General features: G+C 64.9%; 28 protein-coding genes and 1 riboswitch. Of the genes, 15 read left to right on the top strand and 13 right to left on the bottom strand.

What is annotated here, in order from left to right; all coding sequences use genetic code 11:
• The 3 genes from GVL61_RS23095 to GVL61_RS23085 form a co-directional block, all read right to left on the bottom strand.
• On the bottom strand, positions 1-538 hold a 538-nt coding region (locus tag GVL61_RS23095), incomplete at its 3' end, for a class I SAM-dependent methyltransferase (protein WP_159983392.1).
• A gap of 75 nt (positions 539-613) precedes the next feature.
• Positions 614-1,960 carry a TldD/PmbA family protein gene (locus GVL61_RS23090; RefSeq protein ID WP_159983390.1) on the bottom strand — a complete coding sequence of 449 codons (1,347 nt, stop codon included), beginning with the start codon at positions 1,958-1,960 and terminating at the stop codon, positions 614-616.
• A gap of 128 nt (positions 1,961-2,088) precedes the next feature.
• Complete coding sequence (locus GVL61_RS23085) at positions 2,089-2,475, bottom strand: hypothetical protein (RefSeq protein WP_235037869.1); 387 nt, start codon at positions 2,473-2,475, stop codon at positions 2,089-2,091.
• A 289-nt stretch (positions 2,476-2,764) separates the two neighbouring features.
• On the opposite strand from GVL61_RS23085, the gene lptB reads away from it, so the two are divergent.
• The 4 genes from lptB to GVL61_RS23065 all read left to right on the top strand — a co-directional run bounded on the left by lptB (position 2,765) and on the right by GVL61_RS23065 (position 7,576).
• On the top strand, positions 2,765-3,562 hold the full coding sequence (lptB, locus tag GVL61_RS23080; protein WP_159983386.1) for an LPS export ABC transporter ATP-binding protein: 798 nt from the start codon (positions 2,765-2,767) through the stop codon (positions 3,560-3,562).
• Positions 3,563-3,609: 47 nt separating this feature from the next.
• Entirely contained in the window at positions 3,610-5,136 is a 1,527-nt protein-coding gene (gene rpoN, locus GVL61_RS23075; protein ID WP_159983384.1) for an RNA polymerase factor sigma-54, read from the top strand.
• 186 nt (positions 5,137-5,322) lie between these two features.
• The gene (locus tag GVL61_RS23070; RefSeq protein ID WP_159983382.1) at positions 5,323-6,021 is read left to right on the top strand and encodes an energy transducer TonB; all 699 of its coding nucleotides are present in this window, start codon (positions 5,323-5,325) and stop codon (positions 6,019-6,021) included.
• Between the two features lie 259 nt (positions 6,022-6,280).
• A complete protein-coding gene (locus GVL61_RS23065; RefSeq protein WP_159983380.1) occupies positions 6,281-7,576 on the top strand; it encodes a glycosyltransferase in 1,296 nt (431 codons plus the stop codon).
• Positions 7,577-7,583: 7 nt separating this feature from the next.
• Here GVL61_RS23065 and dinB read toward each other — a convergent pair whose 3' ends face one another.
• Positions 7,584-8,696: a DNA polymerase IV gene (dinB, locus tag GVL61_RS23060; RefSeq protein ID WP_159983378.1), complete on the bottom strand. Its 1,113-nt coding sequence runs from the start codon at positions 8,694-8,696 to the stop codon at positions 7,584-7,586.
• A 92-nt stretch (positions 8,697-8,788) separates the two neighbouring features.
• Here dinB and GVL61_RS23055 point away from each other — a divergent pair, with 92 nt between their 5' ends.
• On the top strand, positions 8,789-10,051 hold the full coding sequence (locus tag GVL61_RS23055; protein ID WP_159983368.1) for a multidrug effflux MFS transporter: 1,263 nt from the start codon (positions 8,789-8,791) through the stop codon (positions 10,049-10,051).
• A gap of 120 nt (positions 10,052-10,171) precedes the next feature.
• Here the strand turns inward: GVL61_RS23055 and GVL61_RS23050 are convergent, their stop codons facing one another.
• The 6 genes from GVL61_RS23050 to crtY all read right to left on the bottom strand — a co-directional run bounded on the left by GVL61_RS23050 (position 10,172) and on the right by crtY (position 15,182).
• Positions 10,172-10,321, bottom strand: coding sequence for a lmo0937 family membrane protein (locus GVL61_RS23050; RefSeq protein WP_159983366.1), 150 nt, complete (start codon positions 10,319-10,321; stop codon positions 10,172-10,174).
• Between the two features lie 128 nt (positions 10,322-10,449).
• Positions 10,450-11,457, bottom strand: a complete 1,008-nt coding sequence (locus GVL61_RS23045; RefSeq protein ID WP_235037868.1) for a phytoene/squalene synthase family protein — start codon at positions 11,455-11,457, stop codon at positions 10,450-10,452.
• Between the two features lie 9 nt (positions 11,458-11,466).
• Positions 11,467-12,060, bottom strand: a complete 594-nt coding sequence (locus tag GVL61_RS23040) for a TIGR00730 family Rossman fold protein (protein WP_159983364.1) — start codon at positions 12,058-12,060, stop codon at positions 11,467-11,469.
• Between the two features lies 1 nt (position 12,061).
• On the bottom strand, positions 12,062-12,499 hold the full coding sequence (locus GVL61_RS23035) for a hypothetical protein (protein WP_159983362.1): 438 nt from the start codon (positions 12,497-12,499) through the stop codon (positions 12,062-12,064).
• Positions 12,496-13,974: a phytoene desaturase gene (locus GVL61_RS23030; protein ID WP_159983360.1), complete on the bottom strand. Its 1,479-nt coding sequence runs from the start codon at positions 13,972-13,974 to the stop codon at positions 12,496-12,498. Before GVL61_RS23030 ends, GVL61_RS23035 begins: the two co-directional genes overlap by 4 nt.
• Positions 13,971-15,182 (bottom strand): lycopene beta-cyclase CrtY, encoded by a 1,212-nt coding sequence (crtY, locus tag GVL61_RS23025; protein WP_159983358.1) that lies wholly within the window; start codon positions 15,180-15,182, stop codon positions 13,971-13,973. The genes GVL61_RS23030 and crtY overlap by 4 nt, the downstream gene beginning before the upstream one ends.
• A gap of 74 nt (positions 15,183-15,256) precedes the next feature.
• On the opposite strand from crtY, the gene GVL61_RS23020 reads away from it, so the two are divergent.
• Both GVL61_RS23020 and GVL61_RS23015 read left to right on the top strand, forming a co-directional pair.
• The gene (locus tag GVL61_RS23020; protein ID WP_159983356.1) at positions 15,257-15,802 is read left to right on the top strand and encodes a GNAT family N-acetyltransferase; all 546 of its coding nucleotides are present in this window, start codon (positions 15,257-15,259) and stop codon (positions 15,800-15,802) included.
• Between the two features lie 78 nt (positions 15,803-15,880).
• Entirely contained in the window at positions 15,881-16,726 is an 846-nt protein-coding gene (locus tag GVL61_RS23015; RefSeq protein ID WP_159983354.1) for a MipA/OmpV family protein, read from the top strand.
• On the opposite strand, the gene GVL61_RS23010 is transcribed toward GVL61_RS23015, so the two are convergent.
• Positions 16,714-17,307: a uracil-DNA glycosylase family protein gene (locus GVL61_RS23010; RefSeq protein WP_159983352.1), complete on the bottom strand. Its 594-nt coding sequence runs from the start codon at positions 17,305-17,307 to the stop codon at positions 16,714-16,716. The two genes, GVL61_RS23015 and GVL61_RS23010, sit on opposite strands and share 13 nt — an antisense overlap.
• A gap of 51 nt (positions 17,308-17,358) precedes the next feature.
• Positions 17,359-17,991, bottom strand: a complete 633-nt coding sequence (locus GVL61_RS23005; RefSeq protein WP_235037867.1) for an SOS response-associated peptidase family protein — start codon at positions 17,989-17,991, stop codon at positions 17,359-17,361.
• A gap of 41 nt (positions 17,992-18,032) precedes the next feature.
• Positions 18,033-18,158: riboswitch (TPP riboswitch) on the top strand.
• Positions 18,159-18,232: 74 nt separating this feature from the next.
• Between GVL61_RS23005 and thiC the strand changes: the two genes are divergently transcribed.
• The 8 genes from thiC to GVL61_RS22965 all read left to right on the top strand — a co-directional run bounded on the left by thiC (position 18,233) and on the right by GVL61_RS22965 (position 24,397).
• Positions 18,233-20,134 carry a phosphomethylpyrimidine synthase ThiC gene (gene thiC, locus GVL61_RS23000; RefSeq protein WP_159983350.1) on the top strand — a complete coding sequence of 634 codons (1,902 nt, stop codon included), beginning with the start codon at positions 18,233-18,235 and terminating at the stop codon, positions 20,132-20,134.
• Positions 20,135-20,261: 127 nt separating this feature from the next.
• Positions 20,262-20,555, top strand: coding sequence for a hypothetical protein (locus tag GVL61_RS22995; RefSeq protein ID WP_159983348.1), 294 nt, complete (start codon positions 20,262-20,264; stop codon positions 20,553-20,555).
• Positions 20,552-21,298 (top strand): DUF72 domain-containing protein, encoded by a 747-nt coding sequence (locus GVL61_RS22990; protein ID WP_159983346.1) that lies wholly within the window; start codon positions 20,552-20,554, stop codon positions 21,296-21,298. The genes GVL61_RS22995 and GVL61_RS22990 overlap by 4 nt, the downstream gene beginning before the upstream one ends.
• Before the next feature lie 441 nt (positions 21,299-21,739).
• Positions 21,740-22,525, top strand: coding sequence for a calcium-binding protein (locus tag GVL61_RS22985; RefSeq protein ID WP_235037866.1), 786 nt, complete (start codon positions 21,740-21,742; stop codon positions 22,523-22,525).
• A gap of 69 nt (positions 22,526-22,594) precedes the next feature.
• Positions 22,595-23,200 carry a hypothetical protein gene (locus GVL61_RS22980; RefSeq protein ID WP_159983342.1) on the top strand — a complete coding sequence of 202 codons (606 nt, stop codon included), beginning with the start codon at positions 22,595-22,597 and terminating at the stop codon, positions 23,198-23,200.
• 45 nt (positions 23,201-23,245) lie between these two features.
• Complete coding sequence (locus GVL61_RS22975) at positions 23,246-23,548, top strand: YciI-like protein (protein WP_159983340.1); 303 nt, start codon at positions 23,246-23,248, stop codon at positions 23,546-23,548.
• A complete protein-coding gene (locus GVL61_RS22970) occupies positions 23,545-23,931 on the top strand; it encodes a nuclear transport factor 2 family protein (protein ID WP_159983338.1) in 387 nt (128 codons plus the stop codon). The genes GVL61_RS22975 and GVL61_RS22970 overlap by 4 nt, the downstream gene beginning before the upstream one ends.
• 169 nt (positions 23,932-24,100) lie before the next feature.
• A complete protein-coding gene (locus GVL61_RS22965; protein ID WP_159983336.1) occupies positions 24,101-24,397 on the top strand; it encodes a hypothetical protein in 297 nt (98 codons plus the stop codon).
• Between the two features lie 16 nt (positions 24,398-24,413).
• Here GVL61_RS22965 and GVL61_RS22960 read toward each other — a convergent pair whose 3' ends face one another.
• Complete coding sequence (locus GVL61_RS22960) at positions 24,414-25,085, bottom strand: pentapeptide repeat-containing protein (RefSeq protein WP_159983334.1); 672 nt, start codon at positions 25,083-25,085, stop codon at positions 24,414-24,416.
• Between the last annotated feature and the right edge of the window lie 158 nt (positions 25,086-25,243).

Here is a 25,243-nt window from a genome sequence, read left to right as displayed (position 1 = left end):
CCTCGGGAGCGGGCGGGGGCGGCGGCGGAAGAAGATCGCGGATCGCGCCCATCGGCAGACGAATCCAGTCGTTCTCGCTCGCACCCTGCCAACATACGAAGGCCAGTCGTCCGCCGGGCTTCAGTGCGCCGCGCAATGCGGTGAATGCGGCGGCAGGATCGTCGAAGAACATCGCCCCGAACCGCGAATAGAGCAGGTCGAAGCCGCTTAGGCCGAGATCGGCGGCGGCATCGGCCACGCGGAATTCGACCGGCGCATCTGCACGCGCAAGTGCGCGGGCATGCGCGATGAGGGGGGCGGAAATATCGAGGCCGACGACACGGCCCTGCGCTCCGACCAGTTCTGCCAGCGCGAAGCTGGACGCGCCTGCACCGCAGCCCACGTCCAGCACTTTTTCGCCCTGCGCGGGTGCAGCGGCTGCGATTGCGGCTTCGCCGAAAACCGCCAGCATGGCGTCGAGGCGCTGCTGGTTGGTGGCCCAGCGTTCTCCGCTGCGACCATTCCAGTCGGCAACCTGATAGGCATTTTGTGCGGGCATAGCGAACCTCCTATTTGCGAGTCATTCGCAAATAGGAGGTTCGCCGATTCAAGGCAAGCGCAGCGTCCGGCGCTGTCAGTCTCCGGCGATGGTCATCCCGTCGACGCGCAGGGTCGGCACGTTGATGGCGCGGTACCATTCGAGATCGCTGGCGGCAGTCATCTGCGCGAACATGCGCAGCAGGTTACCGGCGATGGTGAATTCCGCGATTGGCCCGGCAAGCTGGCCGCCGACGATCCGGAAGCCCGCGGCGCCCCGGCTGTAATCGCCGGTCACGCCGTTGACGCCCTGTCCGATCAGTTCCGTGACGTAAACGCCGTCGGCGATGTCGGCCATCAGTTCGGCGGGAGAGAGTGTTCCGGCGGCCAGGTGGATGTTGCCCGTCGTCACGCCGGGCGCGCCGCCGCCGCTGCGCGCGGCGTGGCCCGTGGGCACGCCGCCGAGTTGCCGGGCCGAAGCCGAATCGAGCAACCAGCCGGTCACCCTGCCGTCCTCGACTATATTGCGGGGCCGCGTCGCCAGGCCTTCGCCGTCGAACGGGCGGGCGCGCAGGCCGCGCGGGATATGGGGATTTTCCGCGATCACGGTGCCGGGGGCGAAGATCTGCTCGCCCAGCTTGTCGAGCAGGAAGCTGGAGCGACGGGCAATGGCGTTGCCGGTGATCGCGCCCAGCAGGTGGCCAACTAGCGTGGCGGAAACGCGCGGGTCGAACACGACCGGCATCGCCCCGCTCTTCATCTTGCCCGACCCCACCTTCGCCACCGTGCGTTCACCCGCAAGGCGGCCGATTTCGGCGGGAGAGGGGAGGTCGGCGCCGTGGTGCGCGGTGCGCCAGGCATTGTCGCGCTGCTTGCCCGAACCTTCGCCGCCGACGACCGATGCGCTGACCGAGTGGTTGGTCGAGCCATAGGCGCCTGAAAAGCCGTGGCTGGTCGCCAGCGCGAAGACGCCGAGGCCGGCGCTGGCGGTCGCGCCATCGGAATTGGTGACGCCGGAAACCGCGCGGGCGGCATCCTCGGCTTCTTCGGCCATGGCGCGCAGCGCTGCAGGCGCGGGCTCGGCAGGATCGATCAGGTCGAGTTCGGGCCAGGGGCCGTGCGACAGCAGTTCTGCGGGTGCGAAGCCTGCATAGGCGTCTTCGGGCGCGGCGCGGGCCATGTCGATCGCGCGGGCAGCCAGTTCGTCCAGCGCGGCGGGCGAGAGGTCGGACGAGCCGATGCTGGCCGAGCGCGTGCCCGAGAACACGCGCAGCGCGATGTGCTCGCTCTCAGAGCGCTCGACGTCTTCCAGCTTGCCGAGGCGCACCTGAATGCCTTCGGATGAGCTGGCGCCATAGACGGCGTCGGCGGCATCTGCCCCGGCGCGGCGCGCGCGTTCCACGAGATCGAGTGCGCGGTCCCTTGCCTGATCCGGGGTGAGCATGGTGGTTGTGAACTCCCGAGTGCCGATATTACGTGGCGCCCGCCCTAGTCGCCGCATGGGCGAAGGGCAAACGGGAGTTGCGTGGGTTGCCGAAGCTTAAGGCCCACCGGACCTGCCGAAAGCCGGGCCTACTTGAAAACGACGGAAAGGCCCCTGAGCACTGCGGTCAGCGCAAAGGGCAGGCCGATGGCGAGCGCCCAAAGCGCCAGCCGGTCACGTTTGTAGTATGACGCCAGCGCGGGGTCGTGAGCCTGGTCGTCGGTCAGGCGATTCCAGCGCGATTCGAAACGACGGCAGGCCGGGATGATCGCGACCACCAGGATGACCAGGGCGAAGTAGGGCAGCAGCGAACCCCCGTGCGCCTTGAGTGCGCCAACCGTCACGAAAATCTGGAGGGCGGTATAGACAAGGAGGGCATAGGCGATGTGATCGCTCATCTTGCGGCGCCAGTCGATCATCGGTGCGGGATGCCCCGCAGTCCTCGAATCCTGCGCGAAAGTGCCCGGCTTGGGCATGCTGGATGGGCCCGTGCTGGAACCGGGCGCCGATTGATGCGCTGCATGCTCCGATATCCTGTCCATGAGGGCGTCTCTCCTCGCCAGTATGTGGGCCACGTCCTTTTCGCAGAGTACATCACCGAATGTCATTCAGGTCAAATTCACTTTCGTTTTCTGCAATTGCGAAGGGCATGCCGCACTGCGGCAGGTCGAGTGGTGTGGGTCATGCAGGAAACCTGCCAAACGGTACGACTATGCAGAAATGCCCGCTTGCGGTGCCCCGTCTGCCTGCGTTAAGTCCCGCGCGATGACTGCCAGCACCGATCTCCCGCAGGACCACGGCGCCGACCACGGCGCTACCGATGCCGCGCTTCTCGCCCAGAACGGCGGGCTCGAGGTTATCTCCATCGCCAAAAGCTATGACAAGCGGACTGTCCTGAGCGACATTTCGCTGTCTGTCGCGAAGGGCGAGGTTTTGGGCCTGCTCGGTCCTAATGGTGCGGGCAAGACGACCTGTTTCTATTCGATCATGGGGCTGGTGCGACCGGATTCGGGCCGCATCCTGATGGACGGTGTCGATGTGACCCGCCTGCCGATGTACCGCCGCGCGATCCTGGGGCTGGGCTACCTGCCGCAGGAAACCTCGATTTTCCGGGGCATGACGGTGGAGCAGAACATCGGCGCAGTGCTCGAACTGAACGAGCCGGACCGCGATGTCCGCCAAGCCGAACTCGACAAGTTGCTCGACGAATTCGGCCTCACCCGATTGCGTTCCAGCGCGGCGATGGCGCTTTCGGGCGGTGAACGCCGCCGCTGCGAGATTGCCCGCGCGTTGGCTGCCAAGCCCTCGATCATGCTGCTGGACGAACCGTTCGCGGGCATCGATCCCCTCTCGATCTCGGACATCCGCGACCTCGTGCGCGATCTCAAGACGCGCGGCATCGGCGTTCTCATCACCGATCACAACGTGCGCGAGACGCTCGATATCGTCGACCGCGCCTGCATCATCTACGGCGGACAGGTTCTCTTCGCGGGCAGCCCCGAGGCACTCGTAGCGGACGAGAACGTGCGCAGGCTCTATCTGGGCGAAGGCTTCACGTTGTAATGGCTGAGGTGCGAGCCATGGACCCTTTCAGACAGGACGTCTGAACCATGGCTCTGGGGCCACGCCTGGATCTCAGGCAGAGCCAGTCGCTGGTGATGACGCCGCAGCTTCAGCAGGCGATCAAGCTGCTGGCGCTGTCGAATCTCGAGATTGAAACCTTCATCGGCGAGGCGCTCGACGCCAATCCGCTGCTGGACGTGGGCGCGTCCGCGTCCGGCGATTCGATCGAGGTGCCAGGCGAGGCGCTGCCCGACGAAAGACGCACCGCGCTTGAAGGTTCGTCGGTCGATCAGCTCATCGGTGAAGGGCGCGCCGCCGACGACCGCCCGCTCGACATCGACACCGCCGCGCTGGACCGCGACCGCGACACCGGAGACGGACAGTTGCGTGCCGGAAGTGTGGACGGCGGGGCCGACTGGGGCGGCGAAGTGCGCAGCGCGGGGGGCGAGGAAGGACCGGGTATCGACGACCGCCCGGCGTTGGACGTTACGCTTGTCGAACACCTTGAGGCACAGGTCGGGGCCGCTTCACGCGATTCGCTGACTGCCGGGGTGGCCCATTACATTATCGGCCAGCTCGATGAGGCCGGGTATCTGCCGGTTAGCCTGTCCGAACTGGCAGGCGATCTCGGCCTCGAACTGGCCGAGATGGAGGCTGGTCTCGCGTTGGTACAGACGCTCGATCCCACCGGCGTCGGCGCGCGCACGCTTTCCGAATGCATCGCGCTGCAGGCGCGAGAGGCGGACCGCTACGACCCGCTGATGGCCAAGCTTATCGATAACCTTGACCTTCTTGCACGCGGCGAACTGCCTCGGCTCAAGCGCCTTTGCGGTGTGGACGACGAGGACTTCGCCGACATGCTGGGCGAATTGCGCGGCTACGATCCCAAGCCGGGCCTGCGTTTCGGCGGTATGCCCAGCGCGGCGGTGACGCCCGACATTCTCGTTACGGCCCGCGCCGATGGCGGCTGGGACATTGCGCTCAATCAGGCGACGCTGCCCAAGCTTATCGTCAACCGCGGCTACTATGTCGAACTCAAAGGCGACTGTGCCGACAAGACCTCGCGCGCATGGCTTTCGGACAAGCTGGCCGATGCCAACTGGCTGATAAAGGCGCTCGACCAGCGGCAGAAGACCATCCTCAAGGTCGCCGCCGAACTGGTGAAGCAGCAGGAGGGTTTCTTCCGTCACGGCGTCTCGCAGCTCAGGCCGCTGACGCTGCGCACGGTGGCCGAGGTGATCGGCATGCACGAATCGACAGTCAGCCGCGTCACTTCGAACAAGTTTCTCAACTGCCCGCGCGGCACTTATGAGCTGAAGTTCTTCTTCAGTTCGGGCGTTGCATCGGCAGACGGGGAAGGCGGGGCTTCAGCGGAAGCGGTCAAGGCCGCGATTCGCCAGTTGATCGATGCCGAGGATGCCAAGGCAATCTTGTCCGACGACGCACTGGTCGACTTGCTCAAGGCCAGGGGCTTCGAACTCGCCCGGCGCACGGTTGCCAAGTACCGCGAGGCGATCGGGCTGGGCAGTTCGGTGCAGCGGCGCCGTCAGAAGGCCCTTACAGCAGCACGATAATTGCCAGAACATGCTGCACTGCAATAAGAAGTGAGCATGCTGATAATAGTCATGCCCAATTAAACACTTGGTATCCTTAGTAAAAAACAATTCCCAAGTAAATTGGTCGTGATATCCTCGTCGCCATAAACGGTGCCGGGCCTGCGATGGGTCGCAGGACTTGGGCCGCATGAGGAGAGGATGCCCATGTCATTCAGAGAACCTTATGCTGACGGATATTCCGGTAATCGAAGAAAGGCGCTGACCGGAGGCGTCGTGGCCCTGATCCAGGGTGGTCTCGCGATCGCGCTGGTCAATGGCTTTGCCGTCAACCTGTTCGCACCCGACCCTCCCAAGCATTTACCCAGCAACCTTTATCCCACTGCTCCGATCCCGCCCCAGCCTACGGAAACGCCCAAGGTCCTGCCTGAGAAGCCGGTGCAGATGGACACGCCTGTCAGGGCGCCCGAGGCCAGGCTGCCGATCGTCCCGGATACCACGCTGACGGTTTTGCCGATCGGCCCGGTACAGCCGACGGGCGGCGTGATCGACAAGGGTGAAAGCTTCACCGTTACTCCCTTGCCCAGCGATCCGCCCGCTCGCTTCGCACCCAAGACCGCCCGCCCGCGCGGCAACGTGGCCGGGTGGGTGACCACAGACGATTATCCCACGACCGACATTCGCGCCGGGCACACCGGGACGGTACGTTTCCGCCTCGCCATCGACGGTGCGGGCCGGGTGACCGGCTGCACGGTCATCCAGTCGAGCGGCTATGCGGGGCTGGACGCTGCAACCTGTCGCAACGTCGCCAAGCGGGCTCGCTTCGATGCCGCCAGCGACGCGATGGGTGACAAGGTTGCCGGCTCATATGACGGGACCATCCGTTGGGTGATCCCGCAGGACTGAGGTGTAGCGAATTCCCTGGCGGCCCTCGGTCGACACGTTCGACGTTTCGCGCCCACCCTGGCGCGGCTGCAGAGTCTGTTCGCAAATTCACCGGGCGCGGATCTGGCGTCCGGTGACGAACGCTAACAGGTTCTGACCTGTCCTTCCCGGCCACCACCTTCGGCCGGGAAGGACCCTTCGGCTTATGCGTAGAGGCGCTTTGCATGCCCTTCACCATGCCGCTCTAGCTTGCGGACCGGCGGCAGTCGGAGGCGCGAGCATGATCCCCAGGACCTTCCACTTCATCTGGGTGGGCGACGAGAGCAGACGCCCGGACAACTGCATCGATACCTGGCGCGCCGCTCATCCAGACTGGCATTTCCACTTATGGGGCAATGCCGAACTCGACGCGCGCGGCTGGATCAACGCGCACCACATGGCGCAGATGCGCACCCGCGAAATGAACGGCGTGGCCGACATGATGCGCTGGGAAATCCTCCTGGAACATGGCGGCGTGGTATTCGATGCCGATTCGATCTGTGCTGCGCCCCTCGACGACTGGCTGCTCGACTGCGAGGCTTTCGCCTGCTGGGAAAACGAGATCGCCCGTCCCGGCCTGATCGCCGCCGGATATTTCGGCTGCCGGCCGGGCAACTCCTTCGTCCGGCACATCGTCGACGATATCGCCGCCCTGTCCAGCGTGACAGACGCAATGGCGTGGCAGACGGTAGGCCCGCAGCGCCTGACCGACAGCTACCGCGAGCACTGCTACACACCGCTGCGCATCTACCCCAGCCACTACTTCATCCCGCGCCACTTCACCGGGGTGACATACGAAGGATCGGACAAGGTTTATGCGCACCAGCTCTGGGGCTCGACGCTGGGGAGCTATGAGCGGATGCACGAAGCCGACGTTTCCGCTGTCGCAGCGCCCGTATTTTCGCCGAAGCCGCAAGAACCCGCGATCTCGCCGCTGGAATTGATCCATGCGCCCTACTTCCTCCAGCGGGTGCCGGTGAGTGCGGAGCTGGAGGGGCTTGGCCGCGTCGACGTGCTGCGGGAGCTGTGCGCCGGGCAGCGGGTACTCCATGTCGGCTGCGCGGACTGGCCGATCACCGATCCTGCCACTTCGCTGCACGTCGCTCTGGAACCGCATTGCGCGGCGCTCGACGGTCTCGATCCCCATGCCGAGGCGCTGGACGCGCTGCGGCCGCATGTCTCCGGCGACCTGTTCACCGATTTCGCGCAGGTCTCAGGTAGTTATGATGTCGTTCTGGTGCCCGAGGTGATGGAGCATGTGCCTGATGTGGCCGGCTTTCTGTCGCAGGTAGAGGCCGTCGATGCGGGGCTGTTTCTGATTTCGGTGCCCGATGCCTTTCAGTGTGGGCAGCGGCATTTCGACTATGTGGATCAGACGGGCACATTTCTGGAGGCGGTCCACCCGGATCACAACCACTGGTATTCGCCCTATACGTTCGCCAACACGCTGGCGAAGTATACAGGGCTGGAACTGCAGCGGCTTTGGTTCTTCAATCGGATTTCATTACTGGCGCTGCTCAGCAGGCGGAATCTTTGATAAAGGTCTAAAGCAGCGAAAGCTGCCCGTCCGCCGACGGGCGCACCTCCTCCTCCTGCTCCAGCGCGGACAGGGTGAGGCCCATCAGCCGGATCGGCTGCGGCAGTGGCAGCTGGTCTTCCAGCAGGGTATGGCCGATGCCCGAGAACTCAGCCTTGTCGGCGACGAAATGGGTGAGCGAACGGGCTCGGGTCAGGGTCTGGAAGTCGGCGTAGCGCAGTTTCAGCGTCACCGTTCGGCCGCGTGTTTCGGCGCGTTCGATGCGTTCCCACACTACGTCGATGATGTGATCCATGGTCTCGCGAAGCGCCGCCGGGTCCTCGATGTTCTCGAAGAACGTGCGTTCGGCGCCCAGCGACTTGCGCGGACGGTCGGCGCGAACCTGCCGCAGGTCCACGCCCCGCGCCGCGCGGAACAGGTATTCGGCGAAGCTGCCGAAATTGGCGCGCAGAAAGGCGAGATCCTTGGTGGCCAGGTCGGCGCCGGTCTCGATGCCAAGCCGGGCCATCTTCTCGGCGCCGCGCGGGCCGACGCCGTGGAAGCGGCGAACGGGCAGGCCCGCGACGAACTGCGCGCCCTGTCCGGGGCGGATCACGCAGAGACCGTCGGGCTTGTTCTCGTCGCTGGCGAGTTTGGCGAGGAACTTGTTGTAGGAAACGCCGGCGCTGGCAGTCAGCTGGGTGTCGGCCTTGATACGGCGGCGAATTTCCTGCGCGATGCGGGTGGCCGAGCCGATGCCCTTGAGGTCGGCGGTAACGTCCAGATAGGCCTCGTCGAGGGAGAGCGGCTCGACGTGGGGCGTATAATCGAGGAATATCGCGCGGATCTGCTGGCTGACTTCGCGATAGACCTCGAAGCGGGGCTTGCGGAACACGAGTTCGGGACAAAGCCGCAGGGCGCGGACCGAGGGCATGGCCGAACGCACGCCGAAGCGCCGAGCCTCGTAGCTGGCGGCGGCGACTACCCCGCGCCCCGACGAACCGCCGACCGCTACCGGCAGCCCGCGCAGCGACGGATCGTCACGCTGTTCGACGCTGGCGTAGAAGGCGTCCATGTCGACGTGGATGATCTTGCGCAGGCCATCTGCTTCTTCTTCGCGATGTTCATCCTGCGGTGACATGGGGCTTTATATAGCCCCGCCTGCCGCGAAAGCGCCATCGGTGACGGTAATATGGCTGGCTAACCCGCGGCAACTGCGGCAATGCCCCTCCCATGCATGCCCCCGATGCCAATCCGCCCCAGTTTCCGATGAAGGAAATGGAATTCGTGGCCATGATGGCTTCGCTGCAGGCTTTGCAGGCCTTGGCGATCGATGTCATGTTGCCCGCGCTCGGCGCGATCAGCAAAGACCTGCATCTTGCCGATCCCAACCAGCGGCAGCTCATCATCGGCGTATTCCTGATCTGCGCGGGCCTCGGTTCGCTGTTTCCCGGCGCCCTGGCGGACCGCTTCGGACGCCGCCCGGTGGTGCTGGTAGCGATCGCCGCTTACATGCTGCTCTCGCTGCTTTGTGCGATTTCCGGCAGTTTCGAGCTGCTGCTTGTCGCGCGCGGCGTGATGGGCGCGGTCACTTCGGCGATGATGGTCATGCCTATGACGATCCTGCGCGACCGATTCGATGGTGACCGCATGGCGCGGACCCAGTCGCTGATCGCCATGACCTTCATGGTCGTGCCGATGATTGCGCCGATGCTCGGGCAGTCGGTGCTGCTTTTCGCCGGGTGGCGCTGGATTTTCGGGATCATGTGCGGTCTTGCAGGCGGCGTCTTCACTTGGGCCTGGCTGCGCCTGCCGGAAACCCTGCACTCCGAATTCCGCCAGCCGGTGAAACTCAAGGTGATCGCCGGTAACATGGGCCTGGCCCTGCGCGAACGTGCGGCACTGGGCTATTTCCTGGGCGCGGCGCTGACGCAGGGGGCAATGTTCGGCTACCTCAACAGCGCGCAGCAGCTTGTCGGTGAGCACTTCGGCGCGGGCACTCTGTTCCCGGTGATGTTCGGCGGCATGGCGCTGGTCATGGCCTGCAGCAACTTCGCCAATTCGCGCATCGTCGAGCGTTTCGGCGCGCGGCGTGTCAGCCACGCGGCGCTGCTAACCTACATCGTGCTGGCTGCGGTGCACCTGCTGCTGGCCTTCAGGGGCGAGGGGCTGTGGACCTTCCTGCCGCTGATGACCCTGAGCATGTGCATGATGAGCTTTATGGGCGCCAACTTCCAGGCGATCGCCCTGCAGCCCTTCGCGCGGATCGCGGGCGCGGCGGCATCGGTGATGTCGTTCGTGCGCGTTGTGCTGGGGGCGATCCTGGGTTCGCTGATCGGGCAGGCCTACGACAACAGTGCCCGCCCGATTCTTGCGGCAATGGTAGTCTTCGGGTTGGGAGCGCTGGCGCTGGTCCTCTATTCCGAGCATGGCCGCCTGTTCCGCCGTATCAACCCGCCCGGCTACTACAAGAACCAGCCGCCAGTGGCGCATTGAGGGGCCGAAAGAGCCTCTCCCTACCCTCGACATTGCGATCATAACGAAACACCCCAGAGCAGCGTAGGCTGCCCTGGGGTGTTTCGTTTTGGATGCGCGCCTCAGAGCGCTGCGAAGAGCCTAGACCCCGCGGCGACCGCGGAACAGCTGGATGAGACCGACGATGATCGCGATCACCAGCAGCAGGTGGATCAGCGCACCCGATACCTTGAACACGACCAGCCCCAGCAGCCAGAGTACGATCAGAATGGCGGCGATGGTGAATAGCATGGGCGTTCCTCCAGAGAAGTTATGTGCAGGAGGAACGCACGGAAATCAGGCTGGCTCCCGGTATTATTTCCAGAATGTGAAACGTTCGAGGCTTCGGTCGTCGCCCCGAGGCGGGTTCTCTGCGGGCCTTAGCTGCGTGCCCGCGCCAGTGCCGCCAGTTCGCGCCGGGACATGGCGGGTTTGTCCGCCATCGGCGCTGGTCCGCGCGCGGCCATCAATGCAAGGGCGACGAAGGCCAGCTTGCGGCCCTTGCCGATGGTGACGCGGTGGTCCCAGGCATGTGCGCCCAGCCGCTGCACCTCGCGGGCGATGCCGCCGTAGATGTTCGCAGCGGAAAGAACCGCCCAGCGCTGGCGGAAGGCAAGACGCGCTGCGCCGACCCGGGCAGATGCTTCGTAATCCTGCGCCAGCGCGCAGGCCCGCGCCACTTGGGGGACGAGGGCGCGGCGATAGTGAGGCTTGGTCACTTCGCCGGGCGGGATGTCGGCTTCGGCCAGCCATTCGACAGGCAGGTAGCAGCGCCCGTTGGCGTCGTCTTCCCACACGTCGCGAACGATGTTGCCGAGCTGGAAGGCGATGCCGAGGTCGCAGGCGCGGTCGAGGGTGTCCTCGTCGTCTGCCGCCACGCCCATCACGGCGGCCATCATCACACCCACGGCACCAGCCACATGGTAGCAGTATCGCAGCATGTCGGCCTCGCTGCGCGGGCGCCAGTCGGCGGCGTCGAGCGCGAAGCCGGCCAGCACGTCTTCGACCATGGCGCGGGTCACAGGGGTTTCGCGCATCAACTGGCCCAGCGCGTCGAAGGCGGATGAGCCGGTTTCCTCCCCCGCCATCGCCAGTTCGGTGAGGGTGCGGATCGTGGCGAGGCGTGATTCGGGATCGAGCCGGGTGCCCAGCAGGACCGGTGCGGCGGGGTGGCCGTGGTCCTGCTCGTCGGCGATGTCGTCGCAGGCGCGGCACCAGGCGTAGAGCAGCCAGACCCGTTCGCGCGTAGTGCGATCGAACAGGCGGCTGGCGGCGGCGAAACTCTTGGAACCCTTGCGGATGGAATCGTGCGCGGCGGTGACGAGGGCGGCGCGCCGGGCGCGCCCGCCGTCGCCAGCGATGTTTTCGAGAAGGTTCTCAGTCGGCAACTGAAAATATCACAGCGTATTCGGATCCATGTTGACGATCGGAACGATCGGTTCCTGCGCCCGCATCTGCGCCAGCAGCGGCTCCAGCTCGGTATTGGCAAGGATGATGCCCTGATGGGCAGGGCGTACGAAGCCGACTTCGGCCATGTGCCGGTTGAAGGCCAGCAGCCCGTCGTAGAATCCGAAGGCGTTGAGTACGCCCACCGGCTTGTTGTGATAGCCCAGCTGAGACCAGCTCACCGCTTCCCACAGCTCATCCATGGTGCCGACCCCGCCGGGGAGGACGAGGAAACCGTCGGACAGGCGGGTGAACGCGGCCTTGCGCTCATGCATGTCGGCGACGATGGTCAGTTCGCAGTCGTAGTTGGCGACTTCGCCGCCGCGTCCGTTACCGCCGACCAGCGCTTCGGGGATCACGCCGAGGCATTCGCCGCCGGCGGCAAGCGCCGCGCCGGCGACCGCGCCCATAAGGCCCAGGCGTCCACCGCCGTAGACGACGCCGATGCCCTGCTGGGCCAGCGCGGTGCCCACATCGCGGGCGAGTTCGACGTAACGCGGGTCGGCAGGAGTGGCGGAACCGCAGTAGACGGCGAGGCGCTTCATGTCAGTTTTCAACTTTCAGATTGATGTGCGCGCCGTCCGGCAGATCGCGTGTCTGCCGGGCGATGTCGCCGGAAAGGTAGATCAGGTCGACAAGGTCGATCCTGATGAGGTTCTCAGGGGCATAGTCCCCGGCGACGAGCGCCTGGGGCGTGAGGCTGAAGACTTCGCCGATCACGGGGGCGCCGAGCCGGACCAGCGCGGCATCGACCAGCTTGTCGGCGCGCCAGATGACCTTGGTTTCGTCGAGGGCCATGTGGGCCTGCGCTGCCGCTTCGTCGCCCAGCAGCGTCACTGTACCAAGGTCCGGGTCGAGATAGTGAAACAGTCCTGCGGTGTCGGTAACCAGCATATGGCCCATCAGACTGTGCGCCACGACTTCGGCGAATTCCACGCCGGTCCAGCCCCAGGCGCTGCGCAGGGCATGAAGCTGGCGGCTCATCGCAGCGCTTCCAGCATCAGCTTCGCGGTCGCCTTGGCGCTGCCGACGACGCCGGGAATGCCTGCGCCCGGATGGGTGCCCGCGCCCACGAGGTAGAGGTTCTTCAACTTATCGTCGCGGTTATGGCCGCGGAAGAACGCGCTCTGCGTCAGCAGCGGTTCGAGGCTGAAGGCATTGCCTTTCCATGCGCCGAGGTCCGCCTGGAAATCCGGCGGGGTATAGTGGAAGCGGGTGACGATGCGGTCCTCGATATCGGGGATCAGGCGGCGGCCCACTTCGGCGATCACGCGCGCCTCCATGATTGGGCCGACTTCCGCCCAGTCGATCGGCAGTTTGCCCATGTGGGGCACCGGGACGAGCGCGTAAAACGTGCTCTTGCCCGCCGGTGCCATCGACGGGTCGGTGACGGTGGGGTGGTGCAGATAGATCGAGAAATCGCGCGGCAGTACGCCATGCTCAAAGATATCGTCCAGCAGGCCCTTGTAGCGCGGGCCGAACAGGATCGTGTGGTGCGGGATGCCGGGCCACGTGCCCTCCAGCCCGAAGTGGACAACGAAAAGGCTGGGCGAGAAATTCTTCTTGGCCAGCTTTTTGGCCATTTCCTTGCCGCGCACGGTATCTGCCAGAAGCGTACCGTAAGTGTGCATAAGGTCGCCATTGGACGCCACCGCATCGAAGCGTTCGCGCCAGCCGCTTTCGCATTCCACTTCGGTCACCTGATCGCCGATGGTGTGGACCTGCCGAACCTTGTCGCCCAGCCGCAGCGTGCCGCCGAGCCGCTCGAACAGGCGGGCCATGCCCTGCGCCAGCTTGTTGGTGCCGCCCTTGGTCCACCAGACGCCGCCGTCCTTTTCCAGCTTGTGGATCAGGGCGTAGATGGCGCTGGTCTTCATCGGGTTGCCGCCGACCAGCAGCGTGTGGAACGAGAGCGCCTGGCGCAGATGCTCGTCCTTCACGTAGTGCGAAACCATCGAATAGACCGAGCGCCACGCCTGATAGCGCATCATCGCCGGCGCGGCTTTGATCATGCTGGAGAAGTCGAGGAACGCCTCGTGCCCCAGCTTGACGTAGCCTTCTTCCCAGACCCCGGCGGCATAGCGCTCAAACTCCTCGTAGCCCGAGAGGTCGGCCGGGGCGACGCGGGCGATCTCGCGGCGCAGATCACCTTCGTCGTTCGAGTAGTCGAACGTGACGCCGTCGGGCCAGTTGAGGCGGTAGAAGGGCATGACCGGCATCAGCGTCACATCGTCGGCGATGTCGCTGCCCGACAGGGCCCACAGTTCGCGCAGGCAATCGGGATCGGTGACTACGGTGGGGCCGGCGTCGAACGTGAAGCCCTCGCGCTCCCACACGTAGGCGCGGCCGCCGACCTTATCGCGGGCCTCGAGCAGAGTGGTGGCGATCCCGGCGCTTTGCAGCCGCACCGCAAGGGCAAGGCCGCCGAAGCCGGCGCCTATGACGCAGGCGCGTTTCATGCAGATGCTCCCAGATCGGCCAGAGGACGCCCGCGCCCGGCAAGGCTGGCCATCGCCGCGCCCACCGGTACCGGCGGCTTGCCGGCCAGCACGCGTGCCATGTCCAGCGCGGTGGACCGGCCTGCGTAGAAGCGTTCGATCAGCGGCTCGGGCAGTGTGTAGAAGCGCGCCAGCATCCGCCAGCGGTCAGGCCCGCCGGACGCGCCGAAAAGCATACGGCTCAACATCCGGTAAAAGCGTCCTTCGCGCCAGTGCTGTGCGGCCCAGTCATGACTGGTCCCTACTAGGGCCTCGCCCGAGAGATTGTCGAGAGTGGTCAGGTACAGGGCGAATCTTACTGCATCGGGAATCGAGTAGGATGTCAGCGGATGGCACAGGGCGGCGCGGGTGCCGGCGCGGGCGAGGCGGCCCCCGGCGCGCCAGAATGCCTCGAAATCGCCGGCCGCGATGACCGGCAGCACGCCGGTTTCCTCATAGGCGACGCTGTCGATGCGCCAGCCGGCGGCGACGGCATAGTCGGCGATCCGCTGGCGCAGGGCCGGCAGGTCGAGGTCGGGGGTATCCGAATAATATGTGTCTTCGACGAAGATCTCGGTTTCGGAAAAGGGCAGGCAGTAGACGAAGCGGTAGCCGTCGATCTGTTCGACCGCCGCGTCCATCACCACCGGGCGGGAGAGCCCATGCGGCGCGGCAAGGCGCAGGGTATGGCCCACGAACTTCTGCCAGCCGCCGGCCATATGGGCGAGGCCGTGCGCCCCGCGCGCGTCGATCACCGCCCCGGCGGTGAAGCGGCGGCCATCGGCCAAGGTGACGCTGGCGGCGTCGGCCTCTGCAACCTTCACCCCGGTAAGGATACGATCGGCGGGCATGGCCGCGCGCACCGCCGAGTCGAGCTTCTCGCTGGTGGCGCTGCGATACCGTGAAGACAGCGCGCGCACGGCGCCGGGAAAGCGCACGGAATAGCCGTCCCAGCGCGCGGCGATCAGGGGTTCGACCAATGCTTCTCCCTCACGCCCGACGTCGCTGGCGAAGAACGACCAGACGTGATGGCCGCCCAGCGTCTCGCCCTGTTCGAAGATCGTGACCGAAAGTTCGGGGCGCCGCGCTGCCATGGCGAGCGCGATGAGGCCGCCGGCAAGGCCGCCGCCAAGAATCGCAAGGTCGCAGGAGGCGGGCTGGGCGCCCATATCGGCGGAAATTTGCTGCATCGCGTCATGTTTAGGGACTGCGAACGATTGCCGCAACTTGGCAGGCTCCATGCTTTGCTGCATGTTTCGAATTGATGACAGGGGAACTTACCATTTGCGATGCGTCGCTGGACGATGCTGCCGCAATAGCCGAGATCTACGCGCATTACGTGCTGGAAAGCACCGCGACGTTCGAAACCGTACCGCCGGACGAAGCAGAATCGCGCCGACGAATACAGGAGCATGTCGAGGGCGGTTATCCGTTTCTTGTAACCCGTGACGATGCGGGCCGGGTTCTGGGCTTTGGTTTTGCGCACCGATACGGTCCGCGCGCGGGCTATCTGTTCAGTGTCGAGACGTCGCTTTTCGTGCGGCGCGACAGCATCGGGCGCGGTATCGGCAGCGCCCTGCTGGCCGCCGTGCTGGAAGAGTGCGAGAAGCGCGGTTTTCGGCAGGCATTTGCCGTGATCGCCGCGTCCGAGCCCACTTCGGTAGTCCTCCATGCGCGTGCGGGCTTCTTTCCGGTCGGCACTTTGGCGGCGGCGGGCTGGAAGCATGGCCAGTGGCTCGACGTGTTCCTGATGCAGCGCAAGCTGGGCGAAGGCGGCGATACCGTGCCTGAGAGCGAACTTCTGACCTGAGTTGGGGTGTTTGCCGCATTGCGGGAAACACTATGCCCATCAGTGCGTTGCGCGGATAACGATTTACAGGGAAAATCCATGCGCTCACGCCTGAACATCACACTGCTCGCGGCCGGGACCGCGCTTTTCGCAACCCCCGCCTTCGCGCAGGAGGCCCCGGGAGAAAATGTCCTGGACGGCGATTATCTTACCGTCGGCGTGGGCGCGGTCTACGTTCCGACCTATCGGGGCTCGGACGATTATGTCGTTTCGCCGGTCCCGCTGGTCAGGGGCCGCTTCAAGGGCGTGGACATCAATCCGCGCGTTGCGGGCGTGGCGCTGGACTTCATCCCGGACGGAAAGGACGCCAAGATCGGCTTCTCGCTAGGCCCGGTGGCGACTTATTCGAACAACCGCGCCGGCCGCATCAAGGACCCCGTGGTCAAGGCGGCTGGCAAACTGGACCCGGCGATCGAAGTGGGCTTCAACGCGGGCGTCACTGCTTACAAGCTGCTGAGCGACTACGATGCGCTGACTGTCTCGGCCGACGTGAAGTGGGACGTGAACGGGGCTTATAAGGGCATGACGGTCAACCCGGCGATCAGCTACGCGACGCCGCTCAGCACGGCATTGGTCGGGGTGCTGGCGGTCAGCGCCCGCCGTGTCGATAACGACTTCGCCAGTTATTATTATTCGGTGACACCGCTGCAGAATGCGGCCAGCGGGCTTCCCGTCTACCGCGCCAAGGGCGGCTGGGACAGCGTCAATACCTCGCTGCTGCTGGCCTACGACTTGTCCGGCGACGTGCGCGATGGCGGGTTGTCGCTGTTTGGCGTAGCCAACTATTCGCGTATGCTGAACGATGCCAAGGACACGCCGTTCACCTCGATCCGCGGTGATGCAAACCAGTGGATTATCGGCGCGGGCGCGGCTTACACGTTCTGATCAAGCGCCTTGCCTACCCGTTCGCGCAAGGCGGGTAGCAGTTCCGCCTCGAACCACGGGTGATTCGCCATCCACAGGCGGCTGCGCCATGCGGGGTGCGGGAGGGGGATCAGCCCCTCCGGTGCCTCACGCCAGTTGCGCACCGCTTCGGTGAGATTGGGCGCGAAGCCCTTGGGCAGGTAGCGTTTCTGCGCATATTGCCCGACCAGCAGGGTCAGTTTCAGGTTCGGAAGCTGTGCCAGCAGCGGGCCATGCCAGCGCGGCGCGCATTCGGGGCGAGGCGGTTTGTCGCCCCCGCTCGCCTTGCCGGGATAGCAGAACCCCGAGGGCATCTGCGCAATCCTGCCCGCATCGTAGAACGCCGCCTTGTCCAGCCCCAGCCAGCCGCGCAGGCGGTCGCCGCTGTCGTCGTCCCAGCCGATGCCGCTCGCGTGGACTTTGCTGCCGGGCGCCTGACCGATGATGAGCATTCGCGCGCTGACCTGCGCTGCCACGAAAGGGCGCGGTTCGAAACCTAGATCATGCTCGCACAGGCGGCAGGCGTGGATTTCACCGAGCAGGGTGTCGAGAGTGGTCACCATGTTCGCGAGATGGCGCTGGATTTGATGGCGTGCAAGGTGTGCGGCAGGGGCTTACCCCAGTTCGCGCATAGCCATCAGCGAGGACGAATAAGGCACCGCCATCTCGCGTACCCGGTCCCACCCGCCGTTCAGCCACAGCGCCCAGGCCCCCGGATCGGGCGGCAGGATTACCGGCATCGTCTCGCGTCCCTGAGCCTTCAGCGCCGCGTTCGCCGCGCAGGCCAGCAGCGCGAACGAGGGGATTTCGCTGTCCTTCCATACCGCCGCCATCGCAAAGACCGGCTGGTCGGTGCAGGAAAACCACGACTGGCGACGCTTGCCATCGGTGGGCGAAGGGCGGCCCCATTCCATGAACATCGTGGCGGGCACCAGACAGCGAAACTCGCTGTTGCGCAAGTTGCCGATCCAGAACGGACTGTCGAGATTACGCACGCTGAGGATACCGTGACGCGGCGCATCATGCACGGAGGGCGGCGGCGGCACGCCCCACAGGCGCGGGATCATGCGGCGCGGCGCTTTGCCCTGAGGGCGCGGCCCGGCGATTTCCTCACGCCCGGCCGTGATGACCGGCGCGAACTCGCCCGGCCCCACGTGGCCGCCTGCCCAGGGATCGTTACGTGCTTCGGCGCCGAAGTGGCGGGCGACGGCCAGTGCGGCGGCGTCCAGGCGATAGAGCATCGGCATCCCGGCTGCCTCTAGACCTGCCGCCGCCTCGCGTCTATCATCGCGCTACCCCGGGGAGCCTAGCAGGGTCCGAACGGACTCTGGGCTGAGAGGTGTGGGTATGCTCCACACGACCCGTCGAACCTGAACCCGTTAATACGGGCGGAGGGAGTGGACGCGGCTTCGTGTATAAGCATCTCGTGAGATGTATCGGGCCTGCAATCCGTCTCTTGTTCCGTCCCATGGAAGAAGAGAGGCAACCATGGCTGACATCAACTCCAAGCTGGAAATAGGCGTTACGACCGGTCCCATCCGCGGATCGAAGAAGATTTACGTCCCCGCCCAAAGCAACCCCGACATTCGGGTCGCCATGCGCGAAATCCATCTGGAACCGTCCAGCGGCGAGCTGCCGGTGCGCGTCTACGACACCTCCGGCCCTTATACCGACAGCGATGCTGCAATCGACATCTCCGCCGGTCTCGCACCGCTGCGCCGCGACTGGCAATTGGCGCGCGGCGATGTCGAGGAATACGCCCCGCGCGAGGTGAAGCCCGAAGACAACGGCCAGCTTGGCCCCGACCGGTCGGGCGGTGTACCGCCGTTCCCCACCGCCTTGCGCCGCCCCTTGCGCGCCAGGCCCGGCATGAACCTGTCGCAGATGCACTACGCGCGCCGGGGCATCATCACGCCCGAGATGGAATACGTGGCGGAGCGTGAGAACCTCGGCCGCGCGCGCCTTGCCCAGTACAACCGCTCGGGCGAGAGCTTCGGCGCTTCGATCCCCGATTACGTGACCCCCGAATTCGTGCGCGATGAAGTGGCGCGTGGCCGGGCGATCATCCCCAGCAACGTCAACCACCCCGAAGCCGAACCGATGGCGATCGGCCGCAACTTCCTGGTCAAGATCAACGCCAACATCGGCAATTCGGCCGTCGCCTCCGACGTGGCGTCCGAAGTCGACAAGATGGTCTGGTCGATCCGCTGGGGCGCGGACACGGTGATGGACCTGTCCACCGGCCGGAACATCCACGACACCCGCGAATGGATCATCCGCAACTCCCCCGTGCCGATCGGCACCGTGCCGATCTATCAGGCGCTGGAAAAAGTCGGCGGCATTGCCGAGGACCTGACCTGGGAAATCTTCGCCGACACCCTGATCGAACAGGCCGAGCAGGGCGTCGACTACTTCACGATCCACGCCGGGGTACGCCTGCCTTACGTGCCGCTGGCCGCCAAACGCATGACCGGCATCGTTAGCCGGGGTGGCTCGATCATGGCCAAGTGGTGCCTGGCGCACCACAAGGAGAGCTTCCTCTACGAGCGTTTCGACGAGATCACCGAGATCATGAAGGCCTATGACGTGGCCTATTCGCTGGGCGACGGCCTGCGCCCCGGATCGATCTACGACGCCAACGACGAGGCGCAGTTTGCCGAACTCTACACGCTTGGCGAACTGACCAAGCGAGCTTGGGCGCAGGACGTCCAGGTCATGATCGAAGGCCCGGGCCACGTGCCGATGCACAAGATCAAGGAAAACATGGAAAAGCAGCTCGAGGCCTGCGGCGAAGCACCGTTCTACACCTTGGGCCCGCTCACCACCGATATCGCGCCCGGCTACGACCACATCACCAGCGGCATCGGCGCCGCCCAGATCGGCTGGTACGGCACCGCGATGCTCTGCTACGTGACCCCCAAGGAGCACCTCGGCCTGCCAGACCGTGATGACGTGAAGGTAGGCGTTGTCACTTACAAGCTGGCCGCCCACGCCGCCGACCTTGCCAAGGGCCACCCCGCCGCGCAGGTCCGCGACGACGCGCTCTCGAAGGCCCGCTTCGAATTCCGCTGGCGCGACCAGTTCAACCTGAGCCTCGATCCCGATACGGCGGAACAGTACCACGACCAGACGCTTCCGGCGGAAGGCGCCAAGTCTGCCCATTTCTGCTCGATGTGCGGGCCGAAGTTCTGCTCGATGAAGATCAGTCAGGAAGTGCGCGATTTCGCAGCGAAGCAGAACCAGCCCAGCACCGGCTTCCTGGCCGCTCATCCCGAACCTGTCGAAGGCGCCGCCGAGGCAGCGGAAGCGGGGATGATGGAGATGAGCAAGGTGTTCAAGGACACCGGCAGCGAACTCTACATGGGCGCAGGTGACCGCGAACACGACTGAAGACACCCGCGAGGCTCCTCCCTGCCGCGAAGCGATGGGGAGGAGCGGAATTCCGCAATGACCGGAACTCATCTTCGCGGGGGTGCTTAAGGGTGATAGCATTCAGGTTCATCTGGAGGTTTCACCGATGGCGCGCAGTTCCACGACCGACTGGTTCAAGCTGGCGAACGACAGCTACTGGCTATGGGCCGAATCGATGATGGTCATGGGGATGCGCACCAGCGACATGATGACCGGCAAGGGCAGCGACCGCGAGAACCGGCTGATGGTGTCCGAGAAGGTGAAGGCCGGCGCCGAAGTGGCGGCCATGCTGGCCACGTCGAGCCTGACCTCCCCGGAAAAGAGCGCGCAGAAGGCCGTCAACCATTATCGTCGCAAGGTGACCGCCAACCGGAAACGCCTGTCGCGCAAGAAATCGTGAGCGCCTATATCGGCATCGGTGGCTGGACCTACGAGCCGTGGCGCGGCCTGTTCTACCCCAAGGGTCTCGCCCAGGCGCGAGAGCTTGCCTACTTGGGCGAACACCTGACCGCGACCGAAATCAACGCAACCTTCTACGGCCGCCAGAAACCTGCCAGCTTCGCGAAGTGGCGCGATGCCGTACCGGAAGGGTTCGTCTTTGCCCTCAAGGGCTCACGCTACTGCACGAACCGCAAGAACCTTGCCGAGGCGGGCGAGAGCGTTGAAAATTTCCTGGGGCAGGGCCTGGTCGAACTGGGGAGCAAGCTGGGACCGATCAACTGGCAGCTCGCCGCCACCAAGAAGTTCGACGTGGACGAAATCGCCGCCTTTCTGGCCCTGCTGCCTGCCGCCCATGAGGGCATCGCGCTGCGCCATGCGATCGAGGCACGGCACGAGAGTTTCGACGATCCCGTCTTTTACGCGCTGCTGCGCAAGGCCGGCGTGGGCGTGGTCCTCGCCGATTCCCCCAAGTACGCCGTGCTGGATGCTACAGGCACGGCACCGTTCGTCTACGCCCGCCTTCAGAACGCCCGCGTCGACTTGGAGCAGGGCTATGACGATGCCGACCTCGACCACTGGGCCGGGCGTATCGGTTCGTGGACGGCCGAAGGGCGCGATATCTTCGCGTTCTTCATCAATGGTGCCAAGGAACGCGCTCCGGCTGCGGCGCAGGCGCTGATCGGGCGACTGGCCGAAATCTGACCTGCGCCTTCCAAAGGCATCTCCGATAATAAGTGAACATATTGCAAAGCAAAGACGACCTGCGAACAGGCCGTTAACCTTGTTCGCTTCATCATCTTAAATCCACCACGGTCCATCGTACCGGTCACTTGCGGTGCTGCAGATTCGACTAAGCGGCGTCCAGGTCCGTGAAATCGCGTGGTGCAATTTACGGTCCTATTTTATGTCATACACGCCGACTGCTTAGGAAAGGGCAGCATAACACGCAAGATGTTATTGTTGTTTTTCCGATGTTTGGGTCGCAGCCGGAGTTATTGAGCGATGATTGATCAACCACCGTTTTCCCGACGTCAAATACTCGGGGCGATGGCCGTTACGCCGTTTATTTCCAGCCCCCTCATGGCGGCTACATCCAAGATCGACCGAATCATGGTCCAGGGCAGGCCCCAGGATACCGGATCGGTGTACAAGCTTGCCAATATCATGACCGCGCTCGACAAGCTCGGCGGTGTTCGCAAGATGCGCTGCCGCGAGCCTTTTGCCGGAACTCCCGGCTGGGCCACTTACGTCGGGCTGGCAAGGGCAGGCGTGAAGTTCAGCTTCACCCTTTCCGGGCGCGATATCGCCAAGACCATCGCCGACCTGAAGGCGTTCCTGGCTGTCGTTCCGGGGTCGGTCTGGGCAATCGAAGGTCCCAACGAACCCGATCTCAATCCGATGACCTACCACGGTGTCACCGATCCGCGGCTGGGCTTCCGGACCGGCAATGCCCCTGCGCTGATGGCCTTCCTGAAGGACTTCACGGCGGCGCAGGGCGTCGATCCGGTGCTGCGATCGATCCCCTTCATCGCCAGCAACGACTTCATGCAGGCGCAGCAGGCGCCTTTCACGGACTATGGTAATACCCATATCTATCCTACGCCCGATTCCAAGATTCAGGACCGTCTGGCCAGCTTCAAGACCCGGATCGCGCAGGGCAAGAACACCAAGGGCGTGATCACCGAATGGGGCCGCACGACCGGGGGCACCTCCAAGAACGTGACCTCGCCGCCGGTGAGCCTGTCGAAGCAGGCCGAACTGCTTTCGACCGACATTGCCGCTGCCCTGAGCAAGACCTTCGTCCACACGATCAACATCTACGAACTGTTTTCTTGGTCGGGGACGAGCGAGATGAACAACTTCGGCATCTTCAACGCCGACCTTTCGCCTCGCCCGGCGGTGGCTGCCATCAAGGCGGTCATCACCTGACGCATGAACGGTTCCTCCGGCGCGGTGCGCCGGGGGAACCCCGTGCGGGCAGTTCTCGTTTCCTGTCCCATGAGAAACATTGCCGCGTTCAGCGCTTCCGCTTTAATCGCCCTCTCGCTCGCCGCCTGTTCCGGTGCCGAGCCGACTGGCGGAGCTTCGGCGACCGATGCGGCCCGGGCGGGAAGCACTGCGCCCGCTTCGGAGGCATCGCAGGCGGAGGCGGCTCCGGTCACGAACGCTTCAGCGAAAGTGATCGGGCTGGAAGGCCTCGGCGATCTCAGGATCGGCCAGCCTGTGCCCAAGGGCAGTACCTGGGCCGAGCGCGGGGCGCAGGCGGGCGATGCCTGCCGTACCGTGACATCGCCGGACTATCCCGGCGTTTATGCCATCGTTGAGCAGGATAGGGTCCGGCGGATCACCGTGGGCAAGCGCTCCGACGTGAAGCTTGTCGAGGGTATCGGTGTCGGCGCCGCGGAAAAGGACGTGGCGAAGTGGTTCGCGGGCTTCCGCGAGGAGCCGCACAAGTACGAGGATGCCCCGGCCAAGTACCTCACCGCTCCCAATGCGGCGAGCGGGGACCCGGCGCTGCGCTTCGAGATCGGGCAGGACGGCAAGGTCAGCCTGATCCACGTCGGCACGATGCCGGCACTCGGCTATGTAGAGGGCTGCCTCTGATCGGCCCCCCTTTTCAGCGGCGCCGATCCCCGGCAAGGACGGGGGATGAACCACTACCTGCTCACTTATACCTTGTCGGCCGACTATCTTGAGCGTCGCCCGCAGTTTCGCAGCGCACATCTCGCGCTTGCGTGGGCTGCCGCCGATCGCGGCGAACTTGTTTTGGCCGGAGCAATCGAAGACCCGGTAGACATAGCGCAGTTGCTCTTTGCCGGCGAAGGCCCGGATACCGCCGAAGCTTTCGCCCGCGCCGACCCTTACGTGACGAACGGCCTTGTCGAGCGCTGGAGCGTGCGCCGCTGGAATACCGTGGTCGGTGCAGGCGCTGCCAATCCGGTCCGTTCATGAGCACCGCCGAACTCGCCATCCGAACCCGCCGTGCGGCGTTCAACAGGGCCATTGCCGAAGGCGACGCGGCGGCCATCGCGCCCATTCTCGCGCGGGACTGCGTGATGATTACCGGCAGCGATAGCGCGGTGATCGCAGGCCGCATGGCGCAAGTGAAAGTCTGGCGGCGCGAATTCGCCCATGCCGGGCGGCTGGTCTATCTGCGGACCAGCGAAAGTGTGACCGTCTCCCCGGTCGAGCCGATTGCCATGGAGCATGGCCGCTGGCAGGGCGCCGCCGCAGACGGCGAGGCGGCGCTGGCTTCGGGTACTTATGCGGCGAAGTGGCGCGAAGTGGCCGGGGATTGGGTAATCGAGGCCGAAGTCTTCGTGACGCTTGGTTAGCTGTACATTGTAAGGGCTTGGGGCCGGCCACCCGATAGGCTATGGCCCGGTTTGCAACCCGGCGCGGGGTCGCGCCGCCGGGTGATCGTGAGGATTCCCGAAACTGGCCGCTGCCCGCAAGTCGCACGCGCAATTCCTGCGCGTCGGCGGGCTGCAGGAGCCTGTGTCGATGAGTTCAGAATCTGCCGCCCCCGAGGCTCTCATGCGTGACGCGGGCAAGCTGATGGTCGAGGCGGGCTCAGTCATTGCCCTGCGCACTGCACGTATCGGCCAGGGCGATCCCGGCGCGGGCGACGAAATGATGCGTATGGTCACCGAGAAGGTCTGGGCCGGCTGGGAATGGAGCCTCGCGCTGGCGAGCGGCCAGCTCGGCCACGATCCCGGCACCGTGTGCAGCCGCACGCTCACCTATTATCGCCGCGCCGTGCGCGCGAACCTGCACAGGTTGTCCAGCAACGACGAGTGAGAACGGCATCGCCTTCTCAGCGCACGTTGAGACCTAGTTCTCCCAAGAGCTGACCGGCCTGTTCGCTCGAGATCGTTGCGCCGCGAAAAAGCCGCGCATCGGCGAGCTTCAATCCGCCCAGATCCGCCCCGCGCAAGTCGGCGCCGTCGAAGCGCGCGCCCTGGACATGGGCATCGCGCAGACTGCAGCCGATAAAAGTGGCGTGGCGGAAGTCGCATTTGCCCAGATCCGCTTGCGAGAAGTCGATCCGTTCCAGCCGCACCTTGCGGAACGAGTGGCCGCCCAGCCGTGCGTTGACCAGCAGCGTTTCATCGAAAATCAGGTTGATTGCGCGCGCCTCGGTGAGGTCTGCGCCGGTCAGCTTGCAGCGTTCGATGCGCGCCGAATCGAGTATGGCACGGCGCAGCGAGGCATTGTTGAAATCGCAGGATATGAATTTCGCATCGGCAAGGTCGGCTTCGGTGAAGTCCGCGAAAGCGCCGCGGCACGAGGTCCAGACGCTGGTCTCCAGTCTGGCGCGGGCGAAGTCGGTGCGGCGCAGGGCGCAGCGCTCGAACCGCCAGCCGGTTAGGTCCAGGCCTGAAAGGTTCGCGTCCTCAAGATCGCAGTCGATCAGGTGGCGCGGCAGTGCAAGCAGTCCCTCGATGTCGGCCCGCGTCAGCGTCCTGCCGGAAATAGGTTCGTCCATGGGCAGCGTTTAGCGACCGACAACCGGGGGTGACAGTCTCTAATTCGCGCCTTCGGCAGCCATCACGTCCTTCGCGGCATCGGCAGCACGCCGCGCCGCATCGGAGGCGGTGTCGCTTTGGCGCTGCGACGGGGCGGCCTGTTCCAGCTGCCGGGGGA

It is taken from the genome of Novosphingobium sp. 18050 (assembly GCF_902706195.1).
In the GTDB taxonomy this organism is placed as follows: Bacteria; Pseudomonadota; Alphaproteobacteria; order Sphingomonadales; family Sphingomonadaceae; genus Novosphingobium.
Note: the sequence above shows the minus strand (reverse complement) of the source record. Positions and strands in the feature narration are given on the sequence as shown.